A 19,575-nucleotide genomic window follows, 5' to 3' on the forward strand; every position below is an offset into this window, starting at 1 on the left:
GTTCCGGCCTAAGTGGATTGCTGCAACACAGCAAAGTAGTCATAGATTTCCTGTTGGGAGCGAATGCTACGCTTATTGCCTCTTTTTACATAGTGGTTGCTTTGATCTTTATCAATAATCCGCGCCTTGACGTTGTCATGCCACTGGATATCCAGTGTGGTCAGAATTTGCTGCTTAATAGCTGCATCGTAAATAGGCACACCCACTTCGACCCTTTGATCCAGATTTCGTGTCATCCAGTCGGCGGAGGAGATATACAAGTCCGTTTCGCCGCCATTGTTAAATACATAAACCCGGGCATGCTCAAGGAATCTGTCCAGGACACTTGTGACATGAATATTGTCGCTCAAGCCTTTAATACCAGGGATCAGCGAACACATACCGCGCACCATAATACGGATCTTCACTCCTGCCATACTGGCTTTATAGAGTAAATCTATGATCTGGTTATCCACCAGGTTATTGATTTTCAGCGTAATTTCAGCTTTTCGACCAGAAGTAGCAAAACTGGTTTCACGTTCTATCAAGGCACTCAGTTTAGGCCGGCTCCAGGTTGGAGAGACAATCAAATGGTTAAATTGGAACGGCTTGTAGCTGTACTGAATAAACTCAAACACCTGATCCACTTCGTCACAAATTTCGCTATGGCAGGTGAACAAGCTCATATCTGTGTATATTCGGGCGGTTTTCTCGTTAAAGTTACCTGTGCCTACATGAGCAAACTTCTGAGTTTTGCCTTTTTCCTGCCGGGTGATTAAACAGAGTTTGGAGTGAATTTTTAAGGTCTGCAGACCAAAGATCACTTCAATACCTGCTTCTGTCATGCGTCGTGCCCAGTTGATGTTGTTTTCTTCATCAAAACGGGCTTTTAACTCGACGACCACTGTCACTTGTTTGCCATTACGCACCGCATCCAGCAAAGAGTGGATCACCCGGGAGTTTTTAGCGACTCGGTACATGGTCATTTTAATACTGGTGACTTTGGGGTCAAAAGAGGCCTGACGTACCCATTCCGTGAAATAACCAAAGCTGTGATAAGGGTAGTACAACAAGATATCTGAAGTACGGATCGCTTCAAAACTGGTGGTGTGGCGTTCAAATTCCGGGCTTTTTAATACCGGCATAGGTGGAAATTCTAAAGACGGATGGCCAATATTTGGAAAGCCGATAAAGTCTTTAAAGTTGCGGTATTTACCACCAGGAATTAAGGAATCGTAAGAGCTGTAGCCGAGCAGCTTTTTCAACATTTTCAGCATATGTTCTGGCATATGGCTGTCATACACCATACGAACAGGCTCAGACTTTAAGCGTTGTTTAATGCCTTTGGACATCTTGTCAATCAAAGACTGATCCAGTGTGTCACTGATATTGTATTCGGCGTCACGGGTCAGCTTCAGTGAGAAGGCCTGAATTTCACAGAAGTCAAAAAAGCCATTAAACAAATCTTTTAAGCAGTGCACTATGATGTCGTCGAGCAAAATAATCTGCCGGCGATAGCGGCCTTTCTTTTTGCTTTTGTTTAAATGCAGCGGCAGTTCAACAAAACGTGACATCGCATCGGTAGGCACCTGCACTATGGCGTATTCGGCTTTGTTGGCTCCCGTCATCTCGACCATCAGATAGGTGGCGTTATCTTCTAAATGCTTGGCGAGTTTGACTTCTTCCGCTGATAAAATAATGGGTGATAAATGCCTCTGTATTTCGCTGCGATAGAAACTTCTGGCCCACTGCGCCTGAGCATCGGTCAGTTTAAAGTTATCAATTAACTCAATATTGTGTTTACGCAGTTCCTGCTGTAAGTCGTCATAAATTTTGTTAAAGCGCTCACCCATATGCAGCACTATATGCTGAATATCGTGCAGTAACTGTTCAGCGTCTTCCTGCTCGTCAGCATGGTATTTTTTCAGCAGGATACGGCGTTTGACATCCGCGACCCGAACCCGGAAAAACTCATCCATGTTGTTGGAGTAAATACCTAAAAAGCGTAATCGCTCAATCAACGGGTTGCGCTCATCCGCAGCTTCTTGCAGCACTCGGCCATTAAAAGACAGCCAGCTTAATTCTCGGGGAAAATAATTCGTATCGCTCACAGTATGTATTAGCTCTGTAATGACCATAACGCGCTCCTGATCGGGTGTAGGAGCTACTCTATGGCAGTTTTATGACAGACTGATGAAAGGATCAATAGCCTTGATCCTTTATATACAGGAATATTTCTTACAGCCTGTTAATGCTCAACATCAACTACGACGTCAGAGGCTATCGCTTCCAGAGCTTTCACCACTTCATCTTTATTGAGTCCTGCAGGCAGTTGAACTGTAGCTATGGCGTGAAACAAAGGTACCCCCCAGTTTGGAGCACTTTGTTTGGAGCTTTCAAAATGAGTGATATTGGCGCCTTTGTGTTTGATCACGCTGGATAACTCGCGCACTATGCCCGGTCTGTCATTGCCAGTAATAACAAATTGCAGCTGTTTATCCGGATGTATTTCTGAATCCAGACCTTGCTGAATTTTAATATCCAGATCAGACATGCGTTCTAATTCTGTTGTTAACCCAAACAAATGTTCTTCAGGCACTTCAAGTTGCAATATACCAGCGAAATATCCACCCAAATGACTCAAGTTACTGGCCATCCAATTACCCTGATGGCTGGCAATCACAGTGGCGAGTTGTTCTACTAAACCTGCTTTATCTTGACCTATAACGGTTAAAATTAACTGCTTCATACAACCTTACTCCCGGAAACGGCGGAAAACTGATAAAAATGCAAAACATTTATGAAAAAACAGTGAGTTAGCCAGATTTGGCTTACCCCATTGTAGCCCTCTGGCTAGTTTTTGACAGTCAAGTCGTCGCAATTCTTCAGACAATTTCAAAAAAACTGATGCAGCTCAAAAGATGTTCTTTTGTTTCGTCATATTAGTGTCATATTTCTTTCTTATGATGAGTCTCAGAAAACAACCTGAACCACGAGCAGACATGTCGTCTGTTGTGAGGAGAGCAACGTGAAAGTAGCAAAGTTATTAACTTCATTAAGTTTGATCGCAGCCAGTTTAGGCCTGACCGCTCAGGCGGCCATTATCGAAGCCGATCCTAAATTACCTGCTTATGTGAAAGCCACAGGTGTTTCAGGCAATATTTCCAGCATAGGTTCTGATACGTTAAACAACCTGATGACTAAATGGGCTGAAGAATTCCGTAAACAATACCCGAACGTGAATATTCAAATCCAGGGCGCTGGTTCTTCCACTGCTCCTACCGCCTTAACTGAAGGCACGTCAAACTTTGGCCCTATGAGCCGTGCGATGAAGCCATCAGAAGTGCAGGATTTCGAAGCTAAGTACGGTTATAAGCCAATGGCTATTCCAGTCGCTATCGATTTGTTAGCTGTCTACGTTAACAAAGACAACCCGCTAAAAGGTCTGACTATTGCTCAGGTCGACGCTATTTTCTCTGCAACTCGTAAATGTGGTTACAAAGAAGATGTGACTCGTTGGGGTCAATTAGGTATGGAAGGCGCTTGGGCAAACCGTGATTTCACTATGTACAGTCGTAATGCAGTGTCTGGTACTTATGGTTACTTTAAAGATGTGGCGTTGTGTGGCGGCGACTTTAAATCCAGCATTAACGAACAGCCAGGTTCTGCTTCAGTAGTTCAGGGTATTAGTGAATCTATCAACGGTATCGGCTACTCAGGTATCGGCTATATCACATCAAGCGTGCGTGCTTTACCTTTAGCGAAAAAAGAAGGCGAGCCGTTTTATGCACCCAATGCAGACCACGCTTTAGATGGTAAATACCCGTTATCACGTTTCCTGTATGTTTATGTCAACAAGCATCCAAACAAAGAAATGCTGCCTTTAGAGCGTGAATTTGTTCGCTTCGTATTGTCGAAAAATGGTCAGGACGTAGTTGCGCACGACGGTTATGTGCCAGTACCGGCGACAGTGGCTGCGAAAGCTCTGGCTGATTTAGGCATTAAATAAGTTGTATTGATTACAACAAGGCACCTTCTGGGTGCCTTGTTTTTTCTATTAAAAACAATAGTTTGATTTATTTCTACCTGACTTGTTTTGTGTCATTTATATGACAAAAAACCACTCTGTAATATTTCCGTCATAAAACTCTACTATAGTTGCCAGCATCTTAAAGTAACTGGTGGTATCGCAACTATGCACTCAACCCATCCAAGTCAGCAGTCTGTCGGTGATTCTCCGCGTTCTTTGCTGCCAACTGGTGAACGTCGGGCCCGATTACGGCGCTGGCGTGCTATTAAAGATAAAATCTCCAAATATGGCATCAGCTTTGCCGGCATCAGTGTGGTGCTGGCTTTTGCCACTATATTTGTTTATCTGTTTTCTGAAGTAGGGCCTTTGTTTTCTTCCGCTTCAGTAGAACAGAAAACCAGCTATCAAAGCCCTGCTGCACAACCGCTGCATAGCAGTATTGAGCGCTACGGTGAGGTGGGATTAACAGTCAGCTCAGATGCGAAGTTGCAGTTTTTTAACGCTGAAACGGGTGAAATAAAGCAACAAGTTCAACTGGCTTTACCCGCTGGCGCCACAGTGACTGCCTTTGGTAAAGCAGACCCACGTACTGGCACTATTATTTTAGGTTTATCCAATGGCCAGGCATTAATTGCTAAGCACGAGTATCTGCTGAGTTATCCTAATGACAAACGGCAGGTGAATCCAAAGGTCAGTTATCCATTAGGCGAAGCGCCGCTGCAGGTCGATGCGCAAGGCCAGGCTCTGGTGGCTGTTGCTATACAGGAAAAAGATGAAAACCGGATGTTGAGTGCGTATACGGCTGATGGTCGTTTAGTCTTGTCGAATATGGTGGCAGAAACTGTATTCCTGACCGGCGAAACGACCGTAGTGCGCACGGATTATACGTTGCCAGACCCGCCGAAATCTGCCAGTAAAATTCTGATCGATAATACCTTTCAGAATTTGTTTGTTGCTGATAGCCAAGGTCAAATCCATTATTACGCTATTAACAACCCACAAGAAGCGCGTTTAGTCCAAAGTGTGAATGCAGTGCCTTCAGGTGCACAAATCACCGCTATGGAGTTTCTGGTCGGTACTGTGTCCTTGGTGGTGGGCTCCTCTACAGGTGAATTAAGCCAGTGGTTTTTAGTGCGGGATCAGCACAACAACTTTGACTTAAAACAAATCCGCGATTTTGAGAAGCACCCCGGTGCCATCACTCAAATTGATTCTGAGTACTCCCGTAAAGGTTTTATGGCCATAGATGATAAAGGTCATTTAGGTATTCATTACGGCACTTCAGCCCGCACTTTGTTTTTAGAAAGCTTTGATGATGGCTTGGTGGCAAAACAAATTGCTATATCGCCTATCAATACTAATTTCCTGATGCTGGACGACAAAGGTCAGATGCACAAGTTTGAGCTGGAAAATGCTCATCCGGATGTATCCTATACTGCGCTATGGAATGAAGTTTGGTACGAAGGCCGTGATGAAGGCAAATATATTTGGCAGGCCTCTGCGGGTTCTGATGAATTTGAAGCCAAAATGAGCATGGTGCCGCTAGCGATAGGTACGCTAAAAGCTGCCTTTTTTGCCATGTTATTTGCGACACCACTTGCCATCATGAGCGCGATTTATGTCGCCTACTTTATGACGCCAGTGCTACGCGGTAAGGTCAAACCAACCATCGAAATTATGGCTGCTTTACCCACCGTCATTCTGGGATTCCTGGCTGGTTTATGGCTGGCGCCCTTTATTGAAGAGTATCTAAGTGCTGTATTTGCCATTCTGCTGCTGATGCCATTTATGATGCTGGCAGCCGCGTACTTATGGCGTTATATGCCGGAATCTGTCCGTAACCGTTTCGGTTTAGGCTGGGAAGCAGCCTTTTTAGTGCCGGTCATTATTTTGTTTGGTTATCTGGCGATTAGCGCCAGCCCAATGATTGATAACACTTTCTTTGATGGCAGCTTACGTCAGTGGTTTACCGACAACGGCATTAATTATGACCAGCGTAATGCGCTGATTGTAGGGATTGCCATGGGTTTTGCGGTAATTCCAAATATCTTCTCCATTGCCGAAGATGCGATTTTTAACGTACCTCGCCATTTAACTCAGGGCTCATTGGCTTTAGGCGCAACGCCATGGCAAACCATGGTCGGTGTTGTGTTACCTACAGCAAGCCCTGGTGTATTTGCTGCTGTGATGGTGGGCTTTGGCCGCGCCGTGGGTGAAACTATGATCGTATTAATGGCCACAGGCAACAGCCCGGTGGTGAACTTCAATATCTTTGAAGGTATGCGTACGTTATCCGCCAATATTGCGGTTGAACTGCCTGAAACCGCAGTAGGCAGCACGCACTTCCGGGTATTGTTCCTGGCAGCATTGGTGCTTTTCGTCTTTACCTTTGTCTTTAATACCCTCGCCGAAGTGATACGGCAGCGTTTACGTCAACGCTTCAGCAATCTGTAATTAAGGGGCACTTTGATGAAATCTTTATTTGGCGTAACAGCCTGGTTCAGATCAGGGACTCCCTGGATTTGGTTAAACGCCGGTGCCATCGCCCTGTGTCTGGTGATGGTGGTGGGTGTGTTAGGTTTGATTGTAGTGCGTGGTGGCAGTCATTTCTGGCCTGCAGATTTGCAGCAAACGGAATGGGCACCAGAATCAGGCCAGAAAAAAACCATTATGGGTGAGTTGGTGCGTGCTGAGACAGTGTCCGCTGTGATGCTGCGTGAATCGGGCGCGACAGTGCCGGCAGAACTGGAGTCTGTCACCCGTTATCTGGTGAAAGTAGGTAACCGTGATGTCTACGGCCGCGACTTTTCCTGGTATATGGATTATGAGATCAGTGGTTGGACCGTGCCAGAAGGTGCTATTGCACTGGAGCGCCGTGAACGCGGTAACTTTTATGGTTTTCCGTTAAAGCTGACCGAAGGGGATAAGCTGATTGCAGAAGGTGTGGCTATGTGGCCGGAGCTGATGCAACGGGTTGAGCGTGCGAACGCTATCTTTCAACAAATGAAAGATATCGAAAAAAATGACATCAGCCGTATCAACAATCAGATTGAGAAGTTGCGTTTAACCGAGCGTCGTCTGGTGTTGGAGCAAGTCTCAGAAGCTGAACTGGCTGAGTTTAAAGCTCAGGCTGCTGCTGAAAACAAAGTATTGAGCGATGAATACGAAGTGATCCAGCAAAAACTGGATCAACTACGCGCAGAGTCCAACCGTGACACCTTGATAGCGCGCACAGCTGAAGGGCGTGAAGTGACTATTTCGCTGGCAAATATTGTGAACGCCTATGCACCTAACGATATGTCGGTCTGGCAAAAAACCAGACATTATTTCAGTGGTATAGCAGGTTTTCTGACAGAAGAGCCGCGTGAAGCTAATACTGAAGGTGGTATTTTCCCGGCCATTTTTGGTACTGTCACCATGGTGATTTTAATGGCTATTATCGTTACGCCTTTTGGTGTACTGGCCGCTATTTACCTTCGCGAATATGCCAAACAAGGGCCACTTCTGAAGATCATCCGGATTTCGGTCTATAACCTGGCTGGTGTACCTTCTATTGTTTATGGTGTCTTTGGTTTAGGTTTCTTTGTTTACATCATGGGCGGCAGCATAGACCAGCTGTTTTACCCTGAAGCTTTGCCAAGCCCGACTTTTGGTACTCCGGGTTTATTCTGGGCTTCATTAACGCTGGCCTTGTTAACTCTGCCCGTAGTGATTGTCTCCACCGAAGAAGGCTTGTCCCGTATTCCAAGTACTATTCGTATGGGTAGTCTGGCGCTGGGCGCGACTAAATCTGAAACTTTATGGAAAGTGGTAGTGCCGCTGGCGACTCCGGCTATGATGACAGGTTTAATCTTAGCTGTGGCCCGTGCTGCAGGTGAGGTAGCGCCGTTGATGCTGGTTGGGGTAGTGAAGTTAGCTCCGACTTTACCTATAGATGGCAACTTTCCGTTTATTCATTTAGACCAAAAGATCATGCACTTAGGTTTCCATGTGTTTGATGTGGGTTTCCAGAGTCCAAACGTCGAAGCCTCGCGCCCTTTGCTCTATGCCACTGCGCTGGTCCTGGTGTTATTGATTGTGGTGCTGAATATGGCGGCTATTTATATGCGTAACAGATTACGTGAAAAATACCGCAGCGATACAGATTAGAACGCGACGGGCCTGGATGGCAGGCCTTGTATGCTAAGCCAATTTCACAGACCAAATTCATAGAATGGTAACGAAGATGAATCAAGATAAATTAACAGCTCCACCGGTAGAAACCGAATTGAAATTATCGGATGAAAAAATCAAACTTCAGGTTAATGATCTGAAACTGTATTACGGTGATGCACTGGCGTTAAAAAGCGTCAATATGACAATACCGGAGAAGCGTGTCACAGCTTTTATCGGTCCTTCAGGCTGCGGTAAGTCGACTTTATTACGTTGTTTTAACCGGATGAATGACTTAGTGGATATTTGTCGTATTGAAGGTGAGATTTTAATGGATAGCCAGAATATCTACGACCCGAAAGTGGACGTAGCTGAGCTGCGCCGTCAGGTTGGTATGGTGTTCCAGAAGCCGAATCCTTTTCCAAAAAGTATTTATGAGAACGTAGCCTATGGCCTGCGTCTGCAAGGCGTCAAAGACAAACGTATTCTGGATGAAGTGGTAGAAACTTCACTCAAAGGGGCCGCCTTGTGGAATGAAGTGAAAGATCGTCTGCATGACAACGCTTTTGGTCTGTCCGGTGGTCAGCAGCAACGTCTGGTGATCGCCCGCGCTATTGCGATTGAACCAGAAGTCTTGTTGCTGGATGAACCCGCTTCAGCTTTGGACCCTATTTCTACACTGAAAATTGAAGAGCTGATTTATGAGCTGAAAGATAAATACACTATTGTGATTGTTACCCACAATATGCAACAGGCTGCCCGGGTATCCGACTATACTGCCTTTATGTATATGGGTGATTTAATTGAGTTTGATGCCACCAATAAGATGTTTACCAATCCATCGCAGCAACAAACTGAAGATTACATCACAGGTCGTTTTGGTTAATTAATTAAAGTCATATCCAAAGTAATTGCAGTAGCCGCAAGGTTAAACTGAACGAGAAATGCAAGAGCTTGGGTATTGGAGGGGAAAGCGATGGATAAAATGAATTTAACGAAGCACATTTCCAGCCAGTTCAACGAAGAAATTGAGCAGGTTCGTAACCATGTGATGGCAATGGGCGGTTTAATTGAGCAGCAACTGGCTGACGCTTTAAATGCAATTGCCAGTAGTGATGCTGAATTAGCCCGTCAGGTGATTGCCAATGATTTAAAGGTCAACGACTGGGAAATTAAAATTGACCACGAGTGCACCCGAATTATTGCCAAGCGCCAACCAGCGGCCAGTGATTTGCGTCTGATTATGGCGATCGTCAAAACTATTTCTGATTTAGAACGTATCGGCGACGAAGCTGAGCGTATTGCTAAAGTGGCGTTGGAGTCCTTTAACAGCGCTCAGCAAGACTTATTGGTCAATTTGGACAATATGGGCCGCCATGTCGCCCAAATGTTGCATGATGTGTTGGATGCTTTTGCGCGTATGGACGTAGAAGCAGCTTTAGCTGTGCACCGTGAAGATAAAAAAGTGGACCGCGAATACGAAGCCATCACCCGTCAGCTGATGACTTATATGATGGAGGATCCACGTTCTATCCCTAAGATCATGAATGTATTGTGGTCTGCCCGCTCGATGGAGCGTATTGGCGATCGCTGTAAGAACGTTGCGGAATACATTGTCTTTTTGGTCAAAGGCAAAGACGTGCGTCATGCTGATGATGAAAGACTAGAGCAAGACGCCCGTAGTTAAAAATTTCCCCATAAATCTGTCATAAAAGCCTGATAAAAACTATGTTTTATCAGGCTTTTCTTATTACTGCTGTTTAAGACGTTTTTATTACATCTTGATTGCAGTACAATGCGCGCCGGTTTTCATTAACTCAACAGCAAGAGGCACACTTATGCCAAATCATTTTTTGGCGGTTTTTGCGAAATCACCAATCAAGCCTTTAGAAGAACACATCAAAAAGGTATTTGATGCCAGCCTGTTATTACTACCATTTTTCGATGCAGTATTTTTAAGAGACTGGGAAAAAGCGGCTGAAGTTCGCAAAGCACTTGTAGCGTTAGAAAAGGATGCTGACAAATTAAAACGTGATATCCGTGTGCATTTGCCACGTGGATTATTTTTACCTGTCGACAGAACGGATCTGCTGGAACTGGTATCGCAACAAGATAAAATTGCGAACAAAGCCAAAGATATTACTGGTCGTGTTTTAGGTCGCGAATTAGAAATTCCTATGCCTATTCAGGTGGAGTTTAAAGCCTATTTACAGCGTTGCATCGACGCCGTTGAATTAGCCTGTGAAGCCATTAACGAACTGGACGAACTGCTGGAAACGGGTTTCCGTGGCCGTGAAGTAGAGTTGGTGATCAAAATGGTTGAACGTATTGACGAAATTGAACATGACACCGATCAGTTGCAAATCAGTCTGCGCAAATTTGTCCGTAAAGCAGAAGCCGAAATGAATCCGGTTGATGTGATGTTTCTGTACCGTACTTTGGAGTGGGTTGGCGACTTAGCTGATTCAGCCTTAAAAGTAGGTTCACGACTCGAAATCATGTTAGCCCGTTAATTCTTAAGGTAATTCAACGATGGAAATTATTTCTCAATACGGCTTATTGCTGATTATTATTGCCGCTGTATTTGGCTTTTTTATGGCCTATGGTGTCGGGGCGAATGACGTTGCCAACGCTATGGGAACCTCAGTAGGCTCTAAAGCTTTGACTCTGAAACAGGCTCTGATTGTTGCTGCAATTTTTGAAGCGGCCGGTGCCTGGTTAGCAGGTGGTGAAGTGACATCCACTATCCGCAGCGGCATAGTCGATGCGGAAGCTTTTAAAGCTGTGCCAGAACTTTTAGTGTATGGCATGATTGCTTCTTTATTGGCGGCTGGTACCTGGTTATTGGTCGCTACTCATTTTGGCTGGCCTGTGTCTACGACACATTCTATTGTTGGCGCTATCATCGGCTTTGCCTCTGTTGGCGTAGGCATGGAATACGTGCACTGGGATGAGGTGACAAGCATAGTTGGTAGTTGGGTCGTGACACCTGTACTTTCTGGTATTCTGGCTTATCTGATTTTTATGAGTGCTCAGCGCTTGATTTTTGATACAGATAAACCTTTGGAAGCGGCAAAAAAGTACGTACCTTTTTATATGTTTTTCGCCGCTTTTATCATGGCTTTTGTCACCGTCAGTAAAGGTTTAAAACACGTAGGTTTGAACCTGTCTACTTCTGAAGGTTTGCTGGTTTGTTTTGGTATTGCCTTGTCCGTAGCGTTGATTGGTAAATTTGCGATCAGCCGTCTGAAAATCGATCCTGAAGCTGATAAGGAAATGCATTTTAATAACGTAGAGCGTATCTTCGGTATTCTGATGATTTTCACTGCCTGTTGTATGGCTTTCGCTCATGGTTCAAACGATGTTGCTAATGCAATAGGACCTTTGGCTGCCGTAGTAGGTATTATCCAGTCCGGCGGTCAGATCCTGGATAAAGTAGCATTAGACTGGTGGATCCTTCCTTTAGGTGCTGTAGGTATCGTAATAGGTCTGGCAACTTTGGGTGCTAAAGTGATCCGCACTATAGGCGAAAACATCACCCACCTGACGCCAAGCCGTGGTTTTGCTGCTGAAATTGCAGCGGCCAGTACAGTAGTCATTGCCTCAGGTATAGGTTTGCCTATCTCTACCACTCAAACTCTGGTGGGTGCTGTATTAGGTGTAGGTATGGCTCGCGGTATAGCAGCGCTGAATTTGGGCGTGATCCGTAACATCTTTGTATCTTGGGTTGTTACTTTGCCTGTAGGCGCGGGTTTAGCTATCGTATTTTTCTACATCATCAAGGCGATATTTGGCGCTTAATGCCATTGTTTGCCTTTCTGAGGATCCCGGCTTATCGCCGGGATTTTTTTATCTCCATAGAGGGGCATAATGCCGCAACTGTTGGCAATGCTTTGTCTGGCTTCGTCGCATAGCTCAGAGCTGTGGCTTTGCTTTTTCGGTATTATTCGATTAAATTGGTTTTAACTAAGCTTAATCATCGGAATAAAAGATGAAACGTGTTCCCAGTATCAAACAACTGCAGTACCTTTTGGCATTGCATGAGCATCAGCATTTCGGCCGAGCTGCTGAAGCTTGTTATATAGGCCAGTCCACTTTAAGTGCCGCTATTGCTAACCTGGAAGAGACAATGAATGCGCAACTGCTGGAGCGTGATCATAAGACTTTTATTTTTACCCCTTTGGGGGAAGATGTCGTACGCCAGGCTCGTTATATAGTGGAACAATGCGAGGAGCTGACTGAGTTTGCCAAATGTCAGGGCAAGCCAATGGCAGGACCTTTGCGTTTAGGTTGTATTCCAACTATTGCTCCCTTTGTACTGAGTGAAGTGATGGCTTTAGCGCGTGAGCGTTTTCCTGAACTGCAATTATTACTGCGCGAAGACACGACCGAGAACTCATTACAGTCCTTAATTGAAGGCCGGTTGGATCTCGTGCTGTTAGCTTTGCCCTATGACACTGGCACTTTACACACCGAAGTGCTGGCACAAGATCCTTTTAAACTTGTACTGCACAAAGACTGGCTGGAGCGTGGTTTTCAGCAGGACATCAGCCAGTGGCCGGATGAAAGTATTTTCCTGCTGGAGCGGGAGCACTGCATGACAGGTCATGCAGTGAAGGCTTGTGAGCTGGATGATAACCGTAAAGTAAATCCGTTTTTCGCTACCAGTCTGCATACCTTAAGTCAGATGGTAAACAACAAGCTGGGTGTGACTTTTATGCCACAGATGGCAATTAACAGCGGTTTACTGCGAGGCACTGAGTTGGTGGCGCAGAAGCCAGGTTCAGGTCAGGCGTATAGGGATATTGGCGTGGCCTGGCGTCCAACCTCCAGTAAGCTACGCAGTTATCGTCAGATGGCGCAGTTAATTACTGAAGTACTGCAACAAAAATGCAGTGACTAAGGCTTAATCTGGTCTAGGTAAGGTCAGTTGGGGATAGCGGCGATAAAAAGTTTTCAACTGACCTGTTTTATATAACTCATTAAAACGTTGATCCCAGATAGTTTTAAACGCCAGACCGGCTTCATTATCGGCAAAAGCCAGATAAATAGGGTCTCGTAGTAACTCCTTGTATAGAAGAGGCTGCAGTTTGATTGGTGTTTCACCTTGCAGGTATTGCAACAGCTCACTTTTTTCCGCCAGATAGATATCTACCCGCCGATTTTTTACCAGCTCCAGTCCTTGTTTAATATCCGACACCTCATAACCTTTTTCCGTTAACCCCAGCACTAAATGTAAATCGTAGGCCAGATCCCAAGCCAGTTTATAATGCTGCAGTTTGGTCAGTTCTGGCGCGGTTGTATGAGATGGGTTGTAAATGGCTACTATTAAATCAGTGTCAAAAGGCTGTTCTGACAGCACTAATGCATTGTGCTGCCGGGGAGATTTATACGCTGACAGTCCCGGCACCATATGATATTTGCCTTGTTGCACCAGTGCTATGGCGCGGCTGTAATTACTGAAATGCCAGACCAGCTGAGTCTGTTCTTTTTGGTAAATAAAACGGAACAAATCAGCGTAAGCACCACTGCTGTCGGCATTGGTAAAGCCTGGCCAGACAGGCGTACTGATATGAAGTTCAGCCGGTGCCTTTGGCTCGGCAAAAACAGTGTGTGAGACTAAAAAACTAAACAGCAGCAAGTGCAGGTAATTATTCATACGAAGGAGTCTCTGGTTTTTCCAAAGCTTAGCTGAAAATTTCGTGCTCAGTGTCAGCTGGGAAAAACAGCTTGTGTTGAAAAAAACATCTTTGTAGACTGCACGCCGCGCTGTAAAAGCGCTTTGGATGTCGGCATCAAAGCCGATGGAATAAAGTTTGTCGGTAAAGCGGACTAGATAACATGCAAGTAAAAGATTTTTCCTTTGAGCTGCCAGAGCAGCTGATCGCTCGTTTTCCTAAGGCTGAACGTTCCAGCAGTCGTTTATTAAAAATGCAGCGCCAGACAGGTGAGTTATCCCATCTGGTGTTCACTGATTTGGTAGCACAACTCAACAGCGGTGATTTATTGGTATTTAACAATACCCGAGTCATACCAGCCCGTTTATTTGGTCAAAAAGAATCAGGCGGTAAAGTTGAAATTCTGCTTGAGCGTGTACTGGATAGTCAGCGCTTTTTAGCTCATGTGCGCGCCAGTAAAGCACCAAAGCCAGATACTATTATTCTGGTTGATGACAACACAAAGCTAAAAATGCTGCAGCGCCATGACACCTTATTTGAGCTGGAGTTGTTGGGTGATGAACCTTTGCTTGGGATGCTGGACAGATTGGGGCATATGCCACTGCCACCTTACATAGACCGACCTGACAGCGACGAAGATAAACAGCGGTATCAGACTGTCTATAATCAGAAGCCCGGTGCTGTCGCGGCGCCCACTGCTGGTTTGCATTTTGATGAGCCATTATTAGCTGCTTTAAAAGCTAAAGGTGTAGAGTTTGCTTATGTCACTTTGCATGTCGGGGCTGGTACTTTTCAGCCGGTACGGGTGGATAATGTACTGGATCATCAGATGCACGCGGAGTACATCGAAGTGGATCAGGCAGTGGTGGACGCCATTCACGCCTGTAAAGCCCGCGGTAACCGAGTAGTAGCTGTAGGCACTACTTCGGTGCGCTCGCTTGAATCTGCCGCTCAAATTGCATTACAGCAAGGCAAGGCATTACAGCCTTACAGCGGCGATACTAAAATTTTTATTTACCCTGGTTATCAGTTTCAGGTCATTGATGGTTTGATCACCAACTTCCATCTGCCGGAGTCCACTCTGATTATGCTGGTCAGTGCTTTTAGTCAAAAAGACTATGTGATGCGGGCCTATCAAACCGCCATAGAGCAAGAATATCGTTTTTATTCTTACGGCGATGCGATGCTTATTCTCTAAATTCGTCACAAGCCAGATCCCGCTTTAAGGGTGGGGTTTGGCCTTTTGTTCTGCTACAATCGTGCGCGAAAAAAGCCGGACTGTTTTTCTGGCAGAGACTGAGGTAGCACGTGAAATTTGAATTGTTAAAAACCGACGGCAAGGCCCGTCGTGGTCGTCTCGTATTCGAGCGCGGCATTGTTGAAACTCCTGCATTTATGCCTGTGGGCACTTATGGCACAGTCAAAGGTATGACGCCTGAAGAGCTGGAAGCGACGGGTGCACAAATCTGTTTAGGTAATACTTTCCACTTAATGCTGCGCCCAGGCACAGAAATCATCAAAAAACACGGTGATTTGCATGATTTTATGCACTGGCACAAACCTATTCTGACGGATTCTGGTGGTTTCCAGGTATTCAGCTTGGGTGAACTGCGTAAAATCAAAGAAGAAGGTGTGACTTTCCGTTCACCACTCAATGGCGAAAAAATTATGTTAACACCTGAGCGCTCCATGCAGGTGCAACGTGATTTAGGCTCAGACATCGTGATGATTTTTGATGAATGTACGCCATACCCGGCGACAGAGCAGCAAGCCAAAAAATCAATGGAAATGTCATTGCGCTGGGCTAAGCGCAGTAAAGATGAACATGGCGATAATCCGGCAGCGCTCTTTGGTATTATTCAGGGCGGTATGTATCCGAATTTGCGGGATATCTCGTTACAAGGTTTGGAAGAAATTGGCTTTGATGGTTATGCCATAGGCGGTTTATCCGTAGGTGAGCCGAAAGAGGATATGATTAACATCCTTAATCACACTACTGGCCAGATGCCACAGCACAAGCCACGTTACTTAATGGGTGTGGGTAAACCTGAAGATATAGTGGAAGCGGTACGCCGCGGTATTGATATGTTCGATTGTGTGATGCCAACCCGCAATGCCCGTAATGGTCATTTGTTTGTCAGCACTGGTGTGATTAAGATCCGTAACGCTAAACACAAAGACGACACCTCAACTTTAGATGCAGAATGTGATTGCTACACTTGTAAAAATTATTCTCGGTCATATCTACACCATCTGGACAGATGCAATGAGATTTTGGGCGCTCGCTTGAATACCATCCATAACTTGCATCATTATCAGAAGTTAATGCAAGGCTTACGTGCAGCTATAGCTGAACAAAAGCTGGAAGATTTTGTGGCTGAGTTTTACCAGAAACGGGGTATGGATATACCGCCGCTGGAAGATAGCCTGACAGAACAATAAGAGTTCATTTTTAATTTTTTCATTTAAAACTTTAGGGGACATGTAATGAGTTTATTTATTTCCAATGCGTATGCTAATACTCCCGCTGCTGCACCTGCTGGTGGTGGTTGGGATTTACTGATTATGCTGGTGGCTTTTGGTCTGATCTTCTACTTCCTGATTTACCGTCCACAAGCTAAACGTGTCAAAGAGCATAAAAATCTGATGGCTGCTTTAGGTAAAGGTGATGAAGTCTTAACACAAGGTGGCTTAGTGGGTCGGATCGCTAAAATCGCAGAAGATAAAGATTTTGTTGCTATCGCATTAAACGACAGCACTGAAGTCACAGTGCAGAAGTCTGCTATCGCTGCCGTACTGCCGAAAGGCACCATGAAATCACTGTAAAAGGATTTTAATGTGTTAAACCAGAATTCTATCTGGCGGTACTTATTGGTGATCATCGTTCTGGGCGTCAGCATGCTGTACGCCCTGCCGAATCTCTATCCCAATGACCCGTCCTTACAAATCAATGCAACCCGTGGTGCTGATGTTACTCAGCAAACTGTGGAACAGCTGCAAAAAGCTTTTACACAACAAGGTTTAACACCGAAGTCAGCTGTATTGGAAAAAGGCCAGGTGCTGGTTCGTTTTTTAAATACAGAAGATCAGTTAAAAGCCCGTGAAGTAGCTAATGACATCTTGGGCGACAACTTCGTTACGGCGTTAAATCTGGCTCCGGCTACACCGGCCTGGCTGGATGCTATAGGTGCAGCCCCAATGAAATTGGGTCTGGATTTACGTGGTGGTGTGCATTTCCTGATGGAAGTGGACATGAAAACTGCGATGGAAAAAAACGTTAACGATTTAGTGCTGCTCTACCGCACAGATTTACGTGAAGCCAAAGTGCGTTACCGTGCAGTGACTGCCGACGTGCCTAATTTAAAGGTCAACCTGAGTTTCCGTAGTGCTGAAGATTTAGCTGCCGCTAAAACCTTGTTAAGCGGTAAAGACCGCGATATGACTTTTACCGAAGCTGATGATCTGACCTTGGTGGCAGCTTTTAGTGAAATCAAAATCAAAGCATTACGTGAAGATGCAGTGGCACAAAACATCACCATCATCCGCAACCGCGTCAATGCCATTGGTGTGGCAGAACCTTTAGTGCAGCGCCAGGGCGCTGAGCGTATCGTGGTCCAATTGCCCGGTGTGCAGGATACAGCTCGCGCCAAAGAAATTTTAGGTGCAACGGCCACTCTTGAATTTCGTATGGTAGATGAAGCTGGTGATTTACAAAGTGCGATAGACGGTCGGGTGCCGCCTAATGCACAGTTGTATAACGATCGTCAGGGTCGTCCAGTATTGCTGCAAAAACGAGTGATGCTGACAGGTAACCACATTATTGGTGCCAATAGTAGCTTCGACGAGTATAGCCGTCCTCAGGTGAATATCGATTTAGATGCCAAAGGGGGGAATACCTTCTCGCAAGCCACTAAAGAAGCTATTGGTAAGCAAATGGCCACTGTATTCATTGAATACAAGCCTACGGACAAAAAAGACGCCCAAGGCCGCACTATTCTTGAGAAAAAAGAAGAAGTAATTAACGTCGCTACTATTCAGGCGCGTTTAGGTCGCAGTTTCCGTATCACAGGGGTAGACAGTCCGGCTGAAGCGCAAAATTTGGCACTGTTATTACGTGCCGGTGCTTTGATTGCTCCCATTCAAATTGTAGAAGAACGTACTATAGGCCCAAGTCTGGGTCAGGAGAACATTGAGCTGGGTACTAACGCTATTATGGTGGGCATGCTGCTGACTGTGATTTTTATGGCGGTGTACTACAAAGGCGTAGGTATGGTGGCCAACGTCGCGCTTGCCAGTAACGTGGTACTACTGATTGGTGTGTTATCTATGGTACCTGGCGCCACTCTGACTTTACCTGGTATGGCGGGTATCCTGCTGACCATAGGTATGGCGATTGATGCCAACGTCTTGATTAACGAGCGTATTCGGGAAGAACTTGCGAATGGACGTTCTGTGCAGCAAGCTATTCATGAAGGTTATAACAGAGCTTTTGCTACTATTACCGATTCCAACATTACTACTTTCTTAGTGGCGATTATCCTGTTTGGTTTAGGTTCTGGCCCGGTGAAAGGTTTTGCTGTGACTTTAGCCTTGGGTATTATCACCTCTATCTTTACCGCTGTGACCGTGTCCAGATTGTTTGTTAATCTGATCTGGGGTGGCCGTAAAGTTGAAAAGTTACCTATATAAGGAATTATGATGAAGTTTCTTGATTTTAAAGAACCGCTCAATTTTATGCGTTTCAAATCGCCGGCCATCATACTTTCTTTGTTGTTGGTACTGGGGTCCTTGTTCAGTATCTTTACTAAAGGTATTAACTTTGGTCTGGATTTTACCGGCGGTATAGTGGTAGAGGCAGGGTTTGAGCAACAAGCAGATTTGCCAAAAATCCGTACTGCTTTAGCGGCCGACGGTTTTCCTGATGCCATAGTGCAATATTTTGGTACATCAACTGAAGTGATGATCCGTATTGCACCAAGGGCTGATGTTGATCAGGCAGTTGTAGGCGAACAGATCATTAAGTCTATTCAAAAAGTGGAAAAAGGCGAAGTCACCAAGCGTCGCGTTGAACAGGTGAGTGCTTCAGTCGGTGACGAGCTGAAAGATGACGGTATGTTGGCTTTGTTGGCCTCTTTTATCGGCATTATGATGTATGTCGCCTTCCGCTTTGAATGGCGTTATTCAGTAGGTGCTGTGCTTGCGTTAATTCACGATGTGATAGTGACTATGGGGATGTTCTCAATTACCGGAATGGAGTTTGATCTCACCGTGCTGGCAGCTTTGTTAGCCTTGGTCGGTTATTCCATCAACGATACTATAGTGGTATTCGACCGTATCCGTGAGATGTTCCGTAAGTTGCGTGAAGCCACAGTCGAAGAGACAGTGAACGATGCTATTACCTCTACACTGAGCCGTACTACTATTACCTCAGGCACTACCGCTTTGTCACTGGTGGCGCTGTTTTATTTAGGCGGCCCATTGTTGCATGGTTTCGCTGCCGCTTTATTGTTTGGTATTGCCATTGGTACTTATTCTTCAATTTACGTAGCAAGTTCTATTGCTGTGTTACTAGGTGCAAGCCGCGAAGATTTGTTACCTGAAGTGATTGAAAAAGAAGGCGAGAATACGCCCTCGCTTTAACTGTTTAAGACCAATCTGATAAAGGCCGGTTTCCGGCCTTTATTTTTTGTAGCAGAAAAAATATTTCGCCCTGCATAAGTTGTCTGCTTATTATGT

At 45.3% G+C, this 19,575-nt stretch carries 16 protein-coding genes; 13 read left to right on the forward strand and 3 right to left on the reverse strand.

The window, feature by feature from the left end; translation table 11 throughout:
* Positions 1 to 8: 8 nt before the first annotated feature.
* Together ppk1 and IEW88_RS09595 are read right to left on the reverse strand one after the other, a co-directional pair.
* A complete protein-coding gene (gene ppk1 / locus IEW88_RS09590) occupies positions 9 to 2,117 on the reverse strand; it encodes a polyphosphate kinase 1 (protein WP_147904023.1) in 2,109 nt (702 codons plus the stop codon).
* Positions 2,118 to 2,227: 110 nt separating this feature from the next.
* Positions 2,228 to 2,728, reverse strand: a complete 501-nt coding sequence (locus tag IEW88_RS09595; RefSeq protein ID WP_053424339.1) for a glycine cleavage system transcriptional repressor — start codon at positions 2,726 to 2,728, stop codon at positions 2,228 to 2,230.
* A gap of 279 nt (positions 2,729 to 3,007) precedes the next feature.
* Between IEW88_RS09595 and IEW88_RS09600 the strand changes: the two genes are divergently transcribed.
* From IEW88_RS09600 to IEW88_RS09635, 8 genes are all read left to right on the forward strand, one after another.
* Positions 3,008 to 3,988, forward strand: a complete 981-nt coding sequence (locus IEW88_RS09600; RefSeq protein ID WP_053424340.1) for a PstS family phosphate ABC transporter substrate-binding protein — start codon at positions 3,008 to 3,010, stop codon at positions 3,986 to 3,988.
* Between the two features lie 186 nt (positions 3,989 to 4,174).
* Positions 4,175 to 6,463: an ABC transporter permease subunit gene (locus tag IEW88_RS09605; RefSeq protein ID WP_229670428.1), complete on the forward strand. Its 2,289-nt coding sequence runs from the start codon at positions 4,175 to 4,177 to the stop codon at positions 6,461 to 6,463.
* 15 nt (positions 6,464 to 6,478) lie between these two features.
* Positions 6,479 to 8,158 (forward strand): phosphate ABC transporter permease PstA, encoded by a 1,680-nt coding sequence (gene pstA / locus IEW88_RS09610; protein WP_053424341.1) that lies wholly within the window; start codon positions 6,479 to 6,481, stop codon positions 8,156 to 8,158.
* Positions 8,159 to 8,234: 76 nt separating this feature from the next.
* Positions 8,235 to 9,047 carry a phosphate ABC transporter ATP-binding protein PstB gene (pstB, locus tag IEW88_RS09615; protein ID WP_221411401.1) on the forward strand — a complete coding sequence of 271 codons (813 nt, stop codon included), beginning with the start codon at positions 8,235 to 8,237 and terminating at the stop codon, positions 9,045 to 9,047.
* Positions 9,048 to 9,137: 90 nt separating this feature from the next.
* Complete coding sequence (gene phoU, locus IEW88_RS09620; RefSeq protein WP_053424343.1) at positions 9,138 to 9,848, forward strand: phosphate signaling complex protein PhoU; 711 nt, start codon at positions 9,138 to 9,140, stop codon at positions 9,846 to 9,848.
* A 151-nt stretch (positions 9,849 to 9,999) separates the two neighbouring features.
* The gene (locus IEW88_RS09625; RefSeq protein ID WP_147904024.1) at positions 10,000 to 10,674 is read left to right on the forward strand and encodes a TIGR00153 family protein; all 675 of its coding nucleotides are present in this window, start codon (positions 10,000 to 10,002) and stop codon (positions 10,672 to 10,674) included.
* Positions 10,675 to 10,693: 19 nt separating this feature from the next.
* Positions 10,694 to 11,962, forward strand: coding sequence for an inorganic phosphate transporter (locus IEW88_RS09630; RefSeq protein ID WP_147904025.1), 1,269 nt, complete (start codon positions 10,694 to 10,696; stop codon positions 11,960 to 11,962).
* A gap of 190 nt (positions 11,963 to 12,152) precedes the next feature.
* Positions 12,153 to 13,064 (forward strand): hydrogen peroxide-inducible genes activator, encoded by a 912-nt coding sequence (locus IEW88_RS09635; protein WP_147904026.1) that lies wholly within the window; start codon positions 12,153 to 12,155, stop codon positions 13,062 to 13,064.
* Between the two features lie 3 nt (positions 13,065 to 13,067).
* Here the strand turns inward: IEW88_RS09635 and IEW88_RS09640 are convergent, their stop codons facing one another.
* Entirely contained in the window at positions 13,068 to 13,820 is a 753-nt protein-coding gene (locus IEW88_RS09640; RefSeq protein WP_147904027.1) for a substrate-binding periplasmic protein, read from the reverse strand.
* A 182-nt stretch (positions 13,821 to 14,002) separates the two neighbouring features.
* Between IEW88_RS09640 and queA the strand changes: the two genes are divergently transcribed.
* The 5 genes from queA (at position 14,003) to secF (ending at position 19,479) form a co-directional block, all read left to right on the forward strand.
* Positions 14,003 to 15,037 carry a tRNA preQ1(34) S-adenosylmethionine ribosyltransferase-isomerase QueA gene (queA, locus tag IEW88_RS09645; protein WP_053424347.1) on the forward strand — a complete coding sequence of 345 codons (1,035 nt, stop codon included), beginning with the start codon at positions 14,003 to 14,005 and terminating at the stop codon, positions 15,035 to 15,037.
* A gap of 110 nt (positions 15,038 to 15,147) precedes the next feature.
* A complete protein-coding gene (gene tgt / locus IEW88_RS09650) occupies positions 15,148 to 16,281 on the forward strand; it encodes a tRNA guanosine(34) transglycosylase Tgt (RefSeq protein ID WP_053424348.1) in 1,134 nt (377 codons plus the stop codon).
* 45 nt (positions 16,282 to 16,326) lie between these two features.
* Positions 16,327 to 16,665: a preprotein translocase subunit YajC gene (gene yajC / locus IEW88_RS09655; protein ID WP_053424349.1), complete on the forward strand. Its 339-nt coding sequence runs from the start codon at positions 16,327 to 16,329 to the stop codon at positions 16,663 to 16,665.
* Between the two features lie 12 nt (positions 16,666 to 16,677).
* Positions 16,678 to 18,528, forward strand: coding sequence for a protein translocase subunit SecD (gene secD / locus IEW88_RS09660; RefSeq protein WP_147904028.1), 1,851 nt, complete (start codon positions 16,678 to 16,680; stop codon positions 18,526 to 18,528).
* 9 nt (positions 18,529 to 18,537) lie between these two features.
* The gene (secF, locus tag IEW88_RS09665) at positions 18,538 to 19,479 is read left to right on the forward strand and encodes a protein translocase subunit SecF (protein WP_053424351.1); all 942 of its coding nucleotides are present in this window, start codon (positions 18,538 to 18,540) and stop codon (positions 19,477 to 19,479) included.
* Positions 19,480 to 19,575: the final 96 nt, after the last annotated feature.

The sequence above is a fragment of the Rheinheimera tangshanensis genome, from assembly GCF_014645135.1.
Lineage (GTDB): Bacteria > Pseudomonadota > Gammaproteobacteria > Enterobacterales > Alteromonadaceae > Pararheinheimera > Pararheinheimera tangshanensis.